The organism is Pseudaminobacter soli (ex Li et al. 2025), from assembly GCF_029892515.1.
Classification (GTDB): Bacteria; Pseudomonadota; Alphaproteobacteria; order Rhizobiales; family Rhizobiaceae; genus Pseudaminobacter; species Pseudaminobacter soli_A.
The window spans coordinates 90,639-103,741 of record NZ_JARXVF010000008.1; the positions used below are offsets into that span (position 1 = coordinate 90,639).

Annotated in this window: 14 protein-coding genes; 12 read left to right on the forward strand and 2 right to left on the reverse strand. The window is 64.0% G+C overall.

Annotation, left to right across the window (positions count from 1 at the left end):
• Positions 1-3: 3 nt before the first annotated feature.
• The gene (locus tag M2281_RS24890; protein WP_280823895.1) at positions 4-954 is read right to left on the reverse strand and encodes a LysR family transcriptional regulator; all 951 of its coding nucleotides are present in this window, start codon (positions 952-954) and stop codon (positions 4-6) included.
• A gap of 119 nt (positions 955-1,073) precedes the next feature.
• On the opposite strand from M2281_RS24890, the gene M2281_RS24895 reads away from it, so the two are divergent.
• The 10 genes from M2281_RS24895 to gph all read left to right on the forward strand — a co-directional run bounded on the left by M2281_RS24895 (position 1,074) and on the right by gph (position 11,062).
• Positions 1,074-2,120 carry a class 1 fructose-bisphosphatase gene (locus M2281_RS24895; RefSeq protein ID WP_280823896.1) on the forward strand — a complete coding sequence of 349 codons (1,047 nt, stop codon included), beginning with the start codon at positions 1,074-1,076 and terminating at the stop codon, positions 2,118-2,120.
• A 17-nt stretch (positions 2,121-2,137) separates the two neighbouring features.
• Positions 2,138-3,010 carry a phosphoribulokinase gene (locus tag M2281_RS24900; RefSeq protein WP_280823897.1) on the forward strand — a complete coding sequence of 291 codons (873 nt, stop codon included), beginning with the start codon at positions 2,138-2,140 and terminating at the stop codon, positions 3,008-3,010.
• Between the two features lie 10 nt (positions 3,011-3,020).
• Positions 3,021-5,033: a transketolase gene (gene tkt, locus M2281_RS24905; protein WP_280823898.1), complete on the forward strand. Its 2,013-nt coding sequence runs from the start codon at positions 3,021-3,023 to the stop codon at positions 5,031-5,033.
• An 11-nt stretch (positions 5,034-5,044) separates the two neighbouring features.
• Positions 5,045-6,124, forward strand: a complete 1,080-nt coding sequence (gene fba, locus M2281_RS24910; RefSeq protein ID WP_280823899.1) for a class II fructose-bisphosphate aldolase — start codon at positions 5,045-5,047, stop codon at positions 6,122-6,124.
• 39 nt (positions 6,125-6,163) lie between these two features.
• Entirely contained in the window at positions 6,164-7,624 is a 1,461-nt protein-coding gene (locus tag M2281_RS24915) for a form I ribulose bisphosphate carboxylase large subunit (RefSeq protein ID WP_280823900.1), read from the forward strand.
• Between the two features lie 12 nt (positions 7,625-7,636).
• Positions 7,637-8,056: a ribulose bisphosphate carboxylase small subunit gene (locus tag M2281_RS24920; protein ID WP_280823901.1), complete on the forward strand. Its 420-nt coding sequence runs from the start codon at positions 7,637-7,639 to the stop codon at positions 8,054-8,056.
• A 105-nt stretch (positions 8,057-8,161) separates the two neighbouring features.
• A complete protein-coding gene (gene cbbX / locus M2281_RS24925; protein ID WP_280823902.1) occupies positions 8,162-9,097 on the forward strand; it encodes a CbbX protein in 936 nt (311 codons plus the stop codon).
• Entirely contained in the window at positions 9,094-9,780 is a 687-nt protein-coding gene (rpe, locus tag M2281_RS24930; protein ID WP_280823903.1) for a ribulose-phosphate 3-epimerase, read from the forward strand. Before cbbX ends, rpe begins: the two co-directional genes overlap by 4 nt.
• Positions 9,781-9,803: 23 nt before the next feature.
• Positions 9,804-10,361 (forward strand): thioredoxin family protein, encoded by a 558-nt coding sequence (locus M2281_RS24935; protein WP_280823904.1) that lies wholly within the window; start codon positions 9,804-9,806, stop codon positions 10,359-10,361.
• On the forward strand, positions 10,358-11,062 hold the full coding sequence (gene gph / locus M2281_RS24940) for a phosphoglycolate phosphatase (protein WP_280823905.1): 705 nt from the start codon (positions 10,358-10,360) through the stop codon (positions 11,060-11,062). The genes M2281_RS24935 and gph overlap by 4 nt, the downstream gene beginning before the upstream one ends.
• Positions 11,063-11,123: 61 nt before the next feature.
• Here the strand turns inward: gph and M2281_RS24945 are convergent, their stop codons facing one another.
• Complete coding sequence (locus tag M2281_RS24945; protein ID WP_280823906.1) at positions 11,124-11,507, reverse strand: c-type cytochrome; 384 nt, start codon at positions 11,505-11,507, stop codon at positions 11,124-11,126.
• A gap of 356 nt (positions 11,508-11,863) precedes the next feature.
• On the opposite strand from M2281_RS24945, the gene M2281_RS24950 reads away from it, so the two are divergent.
• Complete coding sequence (locus tag M2281_RS24950; protein WP_280823907.1) at positions 11,864-12,073, forward strand: hypothetical protein; 210 nt, start codon at positions 11,864-11,866, stop codon at positions 12,071-12,073.
• Positions 12,074-12,113: 40 nt separating this feature from the next.
• Complete coding sequence (locus M2281_RS24955) at positions 12,114-13,103, forward strand: ABC transporter substrate-binding protein (protein ID WP_280823908.1); 990 nt, start codon at positions 12,114-12,116, stop codon at positions 13,101-13,103.

Here is a 13,103-nt window from a genome sequence, read left to right on the forward strand (position 1 = left end):
TCCTCAGTCAGCCAGCGGCTCCGGCGCCGCCGGATAGAGCCTGCCGAACATGGGCAGATACATCGCGCCCTTGCGCATCAGGAAATCGTGGAACGTCGCCATGGCCGGCGAGATCGCCCGGTCGGCGCGCATCACCGCGAACCACTGCCGGCGGATCGGCATGCCAGCAACGTCGAGGATCACCAGCCGGCGCGCCTCGACCTCGAAGGCGATGGTGTGGGCAGAGATGAAGGCAATGCCCAGCCCCGCCATCACCGCCTGCTTGATCGTCTCGTTGGAATCCATCTCCAGGCCCAGATCGTCCAGCCGGCCCGGAATTTCGCTCAAGAATATCTCCAGCGAGATACGGGTCCCTGACCCCGGCTCGCGGATCAAAAAATTCTCGCGCGCAATGCGCTCCTTGGAGATGTCGCGCGCTTTGGCGAGCGGATGGTCCGGTGCGGCGATAATCACCAGCGGATGGTCGCCGAAGGCCGAGGCCCGGACCGGCACGTCGCGCGCCGGCCGTCCCATCACGGCAATGTCGACATCGTGGTTCTTGAGATTGGCGATGGTCTCGGCGCGGTTGCCGATCTTCAGCCGCATCTCGATGTCGGGATGCTCCTTCATGAAGGCGGCCATCAGCTGCGGCGCGAAATATTTCGCGGTCGAAACCACCCCTAGCGTCAGGCTGCCGGCGCGTACGCCCTTGATGGCGTCGATCTGGTCTTCCAGCAGCCTGAGCCGCTCCTCGATCGCCTGAGCGGTGTCTACGAAAGCCAAGCCTGCGGCAGTCGGACGCATGCCGTCGACCGTGCGGTCGAACAGCTCAATGCCGAGCTCTTCCTCCACCTGCCTGAGCTGGATCGTCACCGCTGGAGCCGACAGGCCCAACACCTTGGCGGCATTGACGATTTTGCCATGGGCGATGATGGCCTGGACGGCGCGGAATTGTCTGAGGGTCAGGTTGCGCATGGCATAGCTAAAAGATTTTTACCGAGAAAGTAAAGTTATTAAAATTTACTTACCCAAGCCGCTTTGTTCTCATCGCTGGGTAGCCCGGTCGTCGCAGGATCGGGTCGAGGAGGACAAAGATGACGGCGGCGACACTCGATGCGGTTTTGAACTCATATGTGGGCAGCGGCCATGCGCGCCGCGCCGCAATCGCCGCCACGGTCCATGAGCTCGCGCAGGCCGCGACCAAGATCCGCAGCACCATCAACCAGGGCGCGCTCGGCAAGGCCTTCGCGGCCCCGCGCGGCGCCAACACCGATGGCGACGTGCAGAGGGATCTCGACATCTTCGCCGACGACATCCTGCTCGACGCCATGCGGCACGCGCCCATCGGGCTCTACGCCTCCGAAGAGCTGGACCAGCCCGTTTTGCTCGACAAGGACGCCGAGCTCGCCATCGCCGTCGACCCGCTCGACGGCTCCTCCAACATCGACACCAACGTGTCGATCGGAACGATTTTCTCGCTCCTCCCGGCAACTGGCGCGCCGGACCAAAATCCGGCCGCCCCTTTTTTGCAGGCAGGAACGAACCAGCTCGCCGCCGGCTTCTTCATCTACGGGCCGCAACTGGCCCTGGTGCTGACGCTGGGCAGCGGCACCCATGTCTTCGTGCAGTCGACCAGGCTCGGCACCTTCGTGCAGGCCTATGAAAGCCGCATCGTGCCGGCCCGCGCGCATGAATTCGCGATCAACGCCGCCAACTATCGCCATTGGGACGAAGCCGTGCGGCTCTATGTCGACGACTGCATGAAGGGCAGCGAAGGCCCGCGCGAACGCGACTTCAACATGCGCTGGATCGCGTCGTTGGTGGCGGACTGCTACCGCATCCTGATGCGCGGCGGCGTGTTCCTCTATCCCGGCGACCAGCGCCGCGGCTATGGAAACGGGCGGCTGCGCCTCGTCTATGAAGCCAACCCGATCGCTTACCTCATCGAACAGGCCGGCGGCGCCGCAACCGACACCGTTGACCGCATTCTTGAGATCCCGCCACAAAGCCTCCACCAGCGCGTTCCGCTGGTGTTCGGCTCCTCCCGAGAGGTGGCGCGGATCGCCCGCTATCACACCGATCCCAGCAGCATCGGCGAAAGATCGCCGCTGTTCGGCAATCGCGGCCTGTTCCGCGCGTGATCGGGAGATAGCAAATCATGTCGGCAAAGCACCCGATCATCTCGATCACCGGTTCGTCAGGCGCAGGAACCACCTCCGTGAAGCGGATCTTCGAGCTGATTTTTCGGCGCGAGAAAATTGAAGCGGCCTTCATCGAGGGAGATGCCTTCCACCGCTACGACCGCGCCGCAATGAAGCTGAAGGTCGCCGAGGAGGAGAAGCAGGGTAACCCCAACTTCACCCACTTCAACATCGCGGCCAACGAGCTCGAAATCCTGGAATCCGTCTTCGAGGAATATGGCCGCCGCGGTATGGGGCGCACCCGCACCTACATCCACGACGACGAGGAAGCCAAGCTCTATGGCCAGGAGCCGGGCACTTTCACCGACTGGCGCGAGTTTCCGCCAAGCGACCTTCTGTTCTACGAAGGCCTGCATGGCTGCGTGGCAACGGAGCAGGTGAATGTTGCCCGCCACGCCGACCTCAAGATCGGCGTCGTTCCGGTCATCAACCTCGAATGGATCCAGAAGATCCATCGCGACAGGTCAACGCGCGGCTACTCCACCGAAGCGGTCATGGACGTGATCCTGCGGCGCATGCCGGACTATGTGCGCTACATCACCCCGCAGTTCACGCAGACCGACATCAACTTCCAGCGCGTGCCGATCGTCGACACGTCGAACCCCTTCATCGCCCGCTGGATACCGACGCCGGACGAGTCGATGCTGGTCATCCGCTTTGCCCGGCCGCGCGGCATCGATTTTCCCTACCTGCTGTCGATGATCCACGACAGTTTCATGTCGCGGGCGAACTCCATCGTGGTTCCGGGCAACAAGCTCGACCTCGCCATGCAACTCATCCTGACCCCGCTCATTCTGCAACTCATAGAGCGCAAGAAGCGCGTGTCGTGAGGAGAATGCCATGAATAGCCAGACCGCTTTGAAGTCCGGCGCCACAGCCGCCACGGTTTCCGAACAGGAAATGGCCAACGCCATCCGGGCGCTTGCCATGGACGCCGTGCAGAAGGCCAATTCCGGCCACCCCGGCATGCCGATGGGCATGGCCGACGTGGCTACCGTTCTGTTCGGCCGCTTCATCAAGTTCGATCCATCGGCCCCCCACTGGCCGGACCGCGACCGCTTCGTACTCTCGGCCGGCCACGGTTCGATGCTGCTCTATTCGCTGCTCTATCTGACCGGCTATCCCGACATGACGATCGAGCAGTTGCAGAACTTCCGCCAGCTCGGCAGCCGTACCGCAGGCCACCCCGAATACAGCCATGCCCCAGGCATCGAGACCACCACCGGCCCGCTCGGCCAGGGCCTCGCGAACTCCGTCGGCATGGCGTTGGCCGAACACATGCTGGCCGCCCGCTTCGGCAGGGAGCTTGTCGACCACTATACCTATGTGATTGCTGGCGACGGCTGCCTGATGGAGGGCATCAGCCACGAGGCCATCGATCTTGCCGGCCATCTGAAGCTCGACCGCCTGATCGTCTTCTGGGACAACAACTCGATTTCCATCGACGGCCCGACTTCGCTGGCGACATCGGTGGACCAGCCCGCGCGCTTCGGGGCGGCAGGCTGGGACGTGCAGGAGGTCGACGGCCATGACATGGAGGCCGTTGCCGCGGCAATCGAGCATGCGCGCGGCTCCGACCGGCCCTCGCTGATCGCCTGCCGCACAATAATCGGCAAGGGCGCGCCCAACCTGCAGGGCTCCGAAAAAACCCATGGCGCGGCGCTCGGCGAAGCCGAAGTCGCCGCCACGCGCGAGAACATCGGCTGGCCCTGGCCACCCTTCGTCGTGCCCGACGAGATTCTGGCCGCATGGCGTGCGACGGCCAAGCGTGGCGCAGACGCGCGCCGGGAGTGGGAGGCAAGGCTTGCAGCGTCTCCGCGGCGCGAAGCCTTCGAGACGGCTATTGCCGGTAACCTTCCCGCTTCGGTCTTCGAGGCGCTGGACGCTCTGCGCAAAGAGCATATCGAGAAGGCCACCAAGGTCGCCACCCGCAAGGCCTCCGAGATGGCACTTGGGGCCATCAACGGCGCAACCGACCTCATGGTCGGCGGCTCGGCCGACCTCACCGGCTCCAACCTGACGCTGACCAAGGGCATGACCAACGTCGTCGCCGGCGACTATTCCGGCGATTATGTGCACTACGGCATCCGCGAGCACGGCATGGCCGCGGCCATGAACGGCATCGCCCTGCATGGCGGCTTCGTGCCCTATGGCGGCACCTTCCTGTGCTTCACCGACTATGCGCGCGGCGCCATGCGGCTGTCTGCACTGATGGGCAAGCGCGTCATCTATGTCATGACGCACGACTCCATCGGCCTCGGCGAGGATGGCCCGACGCACCAGCCGATCGAGCACCTGTCGATGCTGCGCGCCACGCCGCATCTGAACGTCCTGCGCCCGGCCGACATCATCGAAACGGCCGAGTGCTGGGAACTGGCACTGAAGACGACGGACCGGCCAAGCGTGCTCGTGCTGTCTCGCCAGAACCTGCCGATGCTGCGCGAGGCATACACGCCCGAAAACCTCTCCGCACGCGGCGCCTACATCCTGCGCGACACCCAAGGCCCGCGCGCGGTGACGCTGATCGCCACCGGTTCGGAGGTCGAGATAGCGGTAGCCGCCGCCGAGAAGCTGAGGACCGATCATGGCGTAGAGGCGGCCGTGGTTTCCATGCCCTGCTGGGAGCTGTTCGAGGCGCAGGACGCGACCTACCGCAAATCCGTGCTGGGCAACGTCCCGCGCGTGGCCGTCGAGGCCGCCGCGCGCCACGGCTGGGACCACTGGATCGGCGAGAACGGCGCCTTCGTGGGCATGACCGGCTTTGGCGCAAGTGCCCCGGCCCCCGATCTCTACCGCCACTTCAACATTACGCCCGAAGCGGTCGCAGGCGCGGCCCTCGAACTCATCGACTGAAAGGAGCAGAGATGGCGCGCATCACGCTGAGGCAATTGCTCGATCACGCCGCCGAACATGGTTACGGCGTGCCGGCATTCAACATCAACAACATGGAACAGGGCCTCGCCATCATGGAGGCGGCCAAGGCATGTGACGCGCCGGTCATCATCCAGGCCTCGCGCGGCGCCCGCTCCTACGCCAACGACATCATGCTGGCCAAGATGATCGACGCGCTGGCCGAGATCTATCCCGAAATCCCGGTCTGCATGCACCAGGACCACGGCAATAGCGAAGCGACCTGCCTCACCGCCATCCGCCACGGCTTCACTTCGGTGATGATGGACGGCTCGCTGGAGGCGGACGCCAAGACGCCCGCGAGCTACGATTACAATGTCGCAATCACAGAGCGCGTCGCCCGTGTGGCCCATTGGGTCGGCGCCTCCGTCGAGGGCGAGCTCGGCGTGCTCGGCTCGCTGGAGACCGGCCACGGAGAGGCCGAAGACGGCCACGGCGCGGAAGGCACCCTGTCGCACGACCAGTTGCTGACCGACCCCGACCAGGCGGTGGATTTCGTCGCCCGCACCAAGGTCGACGCCCTGGCCATCGCCTGCGGCACCTCACACGGCGCCTACAAGTTCACCCGCAAGCCCGACGGCGAAATCCTCGCCATGCGGGTGATCGAGGAGATCCACCGCAAGCTGCCCAACACGCATCTGGTGATGCACGGTTCGTCCTCCGTGCCGCAGGAACTGCAGGACGTCATCAACAAATATGGCGGCGAGATGCCCCAGACCTACGGCGTGCCGGTGGAAGAGATCGTGCGCGGCATCCGCCATGGCGTGCGCAAGGTCAACATCGACACCGACTGCCGCATGGCCATGACGGGCCAGTTCCGCCGCATCGCCATGGAGAACCCGAGCGAGTTCGACCCGCGTAAGTTTCTGAAACCGGCGATGGACGCCATGCGCGACCTCTGCCGCGATCGTTTCGAGCGCTTCGGCACCGCCGGCAATGCTGCGAAGATCAGGGTCGTCTCCATGGACGAGATGGCCAAGCGCTACGTCTCCGGCAAGCTAGACCCGCACATTGCTCCCTCCAAGGCCGCCTGATCGGCCGCCCGAACCGAAATCAAGAAAGGACCACCAGCCATGGCCGACAAGTCCGAAACCGTAACTGGAGCGGAACGCTACAGATCCGGTGTCATGCAATACAAGAAGATGGGCTATTGGGAGCCCGACTACGAGCCGAAGGACACCGACGTCATCGCCCTCTTCCGCATCACGCCGCAGGACGGTGTCGATCCGATCGAGGCGGCAGCGGCAGTGGCGGGCGAAAGCTCGACGGCGACCTGGACCGTGGTCTGGACCGACCGGCTGACGGCTTCGGAAAAGTATCGCGCCAAGGCCTATCGGGTCGACCCTGTGCCCAACACGCCGGGCCAGTATTTCGCCTACATCGCCTACGATCTCGACCTGTTCGAGCCCGGCTCGATCGCCAATCTCACTGCCTCGATCATCGGCAATGTCTTCGGCTTCAAGCCGCTCAAGGCACTGCGGCTCGAAGACATGCGCCTGCCCGTCGCCTATGTGAAGACTTTTCAGGGTCCGGCCACCGGCATTGTCGTCGAGCGCGAGCGCCTAGACAAGTTCGGCCGCCCTCTGCTCGGCGCCACCGTCAAGCCCAAGCTCGGCCTGTCGGGCCGCAACTATGGCCGCGTGGTCTATGAGGCGCTGAAGGGTGGGCTCGACTTCACCAAGGACGACGAGAACATCAACTCGCAGCCCTTCATGCATTGGCGCGACCGCTTCCTGTGGTGCATGGAGGCCGTCAACAAGGCGCAGTCCGAAACCGGCGAGATCAAGGGCACCTATCTCAACGTCACCGCCGCCACCATGGAGGACATGTACGAGCGCGCCGACTTCGCCAAGGAACTCGGCTCCAACATCGTCATGATCGACCTGGTCATCGGCTACACGGCCATCCAGTCCATGGCCAAGTGGGCGCGCCGCAACGACATGATCCTGCACCTGCACCGCGCAGGCCACTCGACCTATACGCGCCAGAAGAACCACGGCGTTTCCTTCCGCGTCATCGCCAAGTGGATGCGGCTCGCGGGCGTCGACCACATCCACGCCGGCACGGTGGTGGGCAAGCTGGAAGGCGATCCGGCGACCACCCATGGCTACTACGACATCTGCCGCGAGGAGTTTGTTCCCATGCGGCTGGAGAACGGCATCTTCTTCGACCAGGATTGGGCCTCGCTCAACAAGCTGATGCCGGTGGCCTCGGGCGGCATTCATGCCGGCCAGATGCACCAGCTTCTCACTCTACTGGGCGAGGACGTGGTGCTGCAGTTCGGCGGCGGCACGATCGGCCATCCGATGGGCATTGCGGCCGGCGCCACCGCCAACCGCGTCGCGCTCGAATGCATGATCCTCGCCCGCAATGAGGGTCGCGACATCATGCGCGAGGGCCCGCAGATCTTGCAGGACGCCGCCAAGACCTGCCTGCCGCTCAAGCAGGCGCTCGAAACCTGGAAGGACGTGACCTTCAACTACGCCTCGACCGATACGCCGGACTTCGTGCCGGTGGCGACGGCAGCCGAATAAGGAGATCAGACCATGCGCATCACACAGGGAGCCTTCTCCTTCCTGCCCGACCTCACCGACGACCAGATCCACGCGCAGGTGCAGTACTGCATCGACAATGGCTGGGCCGTCAGCCTCGAATTCACCGACGACCCGCACCCCCGCAACACCTATTGGGACATGTGGGGCCACCCGATGTTCGACAATCCCGATGCGGCGGCTCTGATCATGGAGCTGAAGGACTGCCGCAAGGTCTATGGCGACCGCTACATCCGCGTCGTCGCCTTCGACGCCAGCCATGGCTGGGAGTCGGTGAAACTGTCCTTCATCGTCAACCGCCCAACCGACGAGCCCGGCTTCCGTCTCGAGCGGCAGGAAACGGACGGCCGCAGGATCCGCTACACGACCAAGCCCTACGCGGCGGACAAGCCCGCGGGCAGCAGATACGGGTGATCCCCCTCACCCGGTTGCTTCGCAAGCCACCCTCTCCCCGCTGGGGAGAGGAGATGAAGCGTCGCCATTGCCGCATAGAAATGCACCAGCAGATCGAGAGCTCCCATGTCCGCAACAGCCGAACCCGAAACCCCTGCCTCGGAAATCCCCTCGGCGATCGACCTGCGCGAGGAGTTCGAAAGCTCGGGCGTCAAGGACGTGCTGGCCGAACTAGACCGCGACCTGATCGGTCTTGCCCCAGTCAAGAAGCGCATCCGCGAGACTGCCGCCCTGCTTCTGGTGGAGCGCGCGCGCAAGCGCATGGGCCTCGCCCATGAGACGCCGACGCTGCATATGAGCTTCACCGGCAATCCCGGTACCGGCAAGACCACGGTGGCGCTGCGCATGGCCGACCTGCTGCACCGCCTCGGCTATATCCGCAAGGGCCACCTCGTCTCGGTCACCCGCGACGATCTCGTCGGCCAATACATCGGCCACACCGCTCCCAAGACCAAGGAGATCCTGAAAAAGGCGATGGGCGGGGTGCTGTTCATCGACGAGGCCTACTACCTCTATCGCCCGGAGAACGAGCGCGACTACGGACAGGAGGCGATCGAGATCCTGCTCCAGGTCATGGAAAACCAGCGCGACGACCTTGTCGTGATCCTCGCCGGCTACGCCCAGCGCATGGATCGCTTCTTCGAAAGTAACCCCGGCTTCCGCTCACGCATTGCGCACCACATCGATTTCCCCGACTATACGGACGGGGAGCTTCTCGAGATCGCAAGGAAGATGCTCGAAAAACAGAACTATCATCTCGACCAGCCCGCCACGGGAGCGCTGACGCAGTACATTGCGCGGCGGCGCGAGCAGCCGCATTTTGCCAATGCGCGCTCGATCCGCAACGCACTCGACCGGGCTAGGCTGAGGCAGGCCAATCGCCTGTTCGAAACCTCGAAAGGGCCGCTTGACGCAAACGCCCTGTCGACTATCTCGGCTGAGGACATCACGGCAAGCCGGGTGTTCGGCATCAAGCCCAGGAGCGAGGCTGCCCACCCATGAGCGCAAAAACCCTGATCGCCCCTTCGGTCCTGTCGGCCGATTTCTCCCGCCTTGGCGAGGAAGTCGAGGCCGTGGCAGCCGCCGGCGCCGACTGGATCCATCTCGACGTCATGGACGGCCATTTCGTGCCCAACATCACCTTTGGCCCGCAGGTCATCAAGGCGATCCGCAATCGTACCGACAAGGTGTTCGACTGCCACCTGATGATCGCGCCCGCCGATGCCTATCTGGCGGCCTTCGCCGATGCCGGTTGCGACATCATCACGGTGCATGCCGAGGCCGGCCCGCATCTCGACCGCTCGCTGCAGGCGATCAAGAACCTCGGCAAGAAGGCCGGCGTCTCGCTCAACCCGTCGACGCCCGAAAGCGCCATCGAATATGTGCTCGACCGGCTGGACCTCGTGCTGTTGATGACGGTCAACCCCGGCTTCGGCGGCCAGGCCTTCATTCCGGCCGTGGTGGAGAAGGTGAAGCGCGTCAAGGCGTTGATCGGCAACCGGCCGATCGACATCGAGATCGACGGTGGTGTGACGCCCGAAACCGCGCCGCTGGTCACGGCCGCCGGCGCCAATGTGCTGGTGGCGGGTTCGGCAGTGTTCAAGGGCGGCACGCCGGAGGCCTATGCCAGGAACATCGCCGCGATACGGGCCGCCGGCGACGGCGCGCAGCGCAAGGCGGCCTGACCGGCCGAAAAAGGGGAGATGCGATGGCAGCCATTCCGCCCGTTTGCGATTTCGGCTGGCCGGCCGTCGACGCCACCCTTCCGGGCGTGGACGGCAAGCAGCATTCCATCTTCGGCCAGGCCGGTCCCAATGGCCTGGTCGTCGCCTTCATCTGCAACCATTGCCCCTATGTCAGAGCGGTCATCTCGCGCATCGTGCGTGACGCGGAGGATCTGAAGGCTGAAGGCATCGGCTTCGTGGCCATCAGTTGCAACGACGCCGCGGCCTATCCGGAAGATTCCTTCGAGAACATGAAGCTGTTCGCCGCTGACCACCATTTCGCATTTCCCTATCTCTACGACGAGGACCAGTCGGTCGCGCGCGCCTACGGCGCCGCCTGCACACCCGATTTCTTCGGTCTCAACAAGGACATGAAGCTGCAATACCGCGGACGCATCGATGCCTCGCGCAAGGAGACGGGCACGCCGGATCTGCGCCGCGACCTCTTCGAAGGGATGAAGCAGGTGGCCCGCACTGGCGAAGGCCCTCGCGACCAGATCGCGTCAATCGGCTGCTCGATCAAATGGAAGGATGCTGCATGACCGCCAGCAGTGCTACGCCCCTCGTCTCCATGCCCAAGGCGATCCTGTTCGACCTCGACGGCACCCTGATCGATTCAGCGCCCGACATCACGGCGGCGGTGAACGAACTTCTGGCTGCGCATCACTTGCAGCCCTTCAGCGTCGAGAAAGTTACCGCCATGGTCGGCGACGGCATGCCGAAGCTGGTCGAGCGCGCCTTCGCCGCATCCGGCGCACCGATGCTGGGCAAGGCGCTAGAGGACGTCGTTCAGGAGATGACGCCGATCTATCTGCGCCATCTCACCGCCCGCAGCCGGTTGATGCCCGGCGCCCGCGAGGCGCTGGCGCAATTCCATCTGATGGGCATTGCCATGGCGGTCGCGACCAACAAGCCGCAGCGGGCCGCACGAGAGGTGCTGTTGCATTTCGGCCTTGTCGACATGCTCGGCGCAATCGTCGGCGGCGATGCGGTGAGCCACAAGAAGCCGGCCCCGGATTTGCTGCTTCTGGCTCTCGAACGGCTGAGAGTCGACCCCGCCGATGCCATCATGGTGGGCGACAGCAAGGCCGATGTCGGCTCGGCGCACGCCGCCGGCGTTCCCGCCGTGCTGATACGCGGCGGCTACACGCAGGTGCCGGTGGAGGAGTTGGGTGCAGACCTCGTCTGCAACAGCCTGTTCGATCTGCCGGCCGCCCTTCAGGCATTGCGCCGGGCCGCGTGACGCAAAGCTCGAACTCCCGGAATCGATCCGGGAGCCCGTCATCGCAAAATATTGTTCCTGCTTACTTTTTGGAGAACTGATCCAGATAGGCAATGACGTCGGCGATGTCCTTGTCATCCTTCAGGCCAGCAAAGGCCATCTTGGTGCCCTTCACCATCCCCTTGGGATCTTTCAGATACGTCGTCAGGGTCTCGTTGCTCCAAACAAGCCCTTTCTGTCCCGCCTCTTTCATGGCCGACGAATACTGAAAGTTCGGATGGGTTCCCGCCGTGCGGCCGATGACGTTCATGAGCGACGGGCCGACCCGGTTCTGGTCCTGATCGGCGACATGGCAGGCCTTGCACTTGGTGAAGACCTTCTCGCCAGCGGTGGCGTCCTGGGCTTGAGCATGGGAGACCAGCAAACTGGTGGCGGAAATGGCTAGCAGAAAAGCGATAGAGCGCATGGCGTTTCCTCTTTGAGCGTCGGGGTGCCCTGGACCGTGCCGTTTCTTTCCCCGCCGGCACGTAAAATTTAGCGGGTGGAACGGACGACCGACGACTCTATTTTCGGGTCCGCCCCGCGCTGCGAAAGCTAGACCCGGCGCAGCGGAAGTCAATCATACGAAGGTGCGGCCAAAGTAGCCGAGCAAGGCCGGCGGGCGCCCTTGTTGACGCGATTTGAGCGAGCGCGTAGCCTTCCCTCAGCATTTCCCCAACGGCACCTTGGGGAAACATATCAATCGCTTGATCGGCCGCCGGCACGGGACAGCCGAACCGGGTTCGATTTCGCTGGCGCCGAAGAGCGGCAAATGGTGCTGATATGAATTTGGTTGATCTCATCCTGACGGTCTGTCTGACCGCCAATCCCACCCATTGTCAGGACGAGCATCTCTATTTCGAGAGCCTCGGCTCGCTGAACCAGTGCATCGTGCTCGCCCAGCCCCAGATCGCCAAATGGGTGGGAGAGCACCCCACTTTTACGGTGGTGCGTTGGACATGTGCATTCCCGAAAAAGGAGAAGTCGATCTGATCGCCGCCGTTGCGGCCACCTATCCCGGAGAGGAAACGTCATGGTGATTTCGCGACGCAATGTGATCCGCCTGATGGGCCTGACGCTGGCGACGATGCCAGTCGCAGGCACCCTCGCGGCCGCGTCCGGCAAGGTTCGTATCGGCGTCCTCAAATTCGGCACGGTCAGCTGGGAGCTGGATACGATCAAGCACCATGGCCTCGACGCCCAGAACGGCATCGACCTGGAAGTCGTCAACTTCGCCGGCGAGGACGCCACCAATGTCGCGATGCTGGCCGGAGACATCGATCTCATCGTGGCCGACTGGCTCTGGGTTTCGCGTCAGCGCTCTTCGGGCGACGACGTGACGCTGGTGCCCTATTCGACGGCGCTCGGCGCGATCATGGTCAAGGATGCTTCGCCCATTCGCGCCCCCATCGATCTGGTCGACCGCAAGATCGGCGTCGCCGGCGGCCCGCTCGACAAGAGCTGGCTGCTCTTGCAGGCCATGTTCCGCCGCGATTACGACATCGATCTTCCCGCCCGCAACGAAATCGTCTTCGGCGCGCCCCCGCTGATGTCCGAAAAGGCCGTGCAGGGCGAGCTCGATGCCGTTCTGAACTATTGGCATTTCTGCGCCCGCCTCGAGGCCAACGGATTCCGCCGCCTCGTCGGCGCAAGCGACGCGGCCAAGGCGCTCGGCGCGAAAGGTCCGGTCGCCGCGATCGGCTACGTCTTCCACGACAAATGGGCGCGCGAAAATCCGCAGGCCGTCGCCGGCTTCACAAAAGCATCGGCCGCCGCCAAGAAGCTGCTCGCGACCTCCGACGAGGAATGGCTGCGACTTGCGCCACTGATCAGGGCCGAGGGCAAGGAACTGGAAATACTCCGCGACCGCTACCGCGAGGGCATTCCGAACCGGCCGATCGTCGAGGAGCAGACGGACGCAGCAACGCTCTACCGCGTGCTGGCCGAAATCGGCGGCGCAAAGCTGGTCGGCCAGGCCAGGGAAATGGCGCCAGGCACCTTCTGGCCGGGGCCGGCGACATGA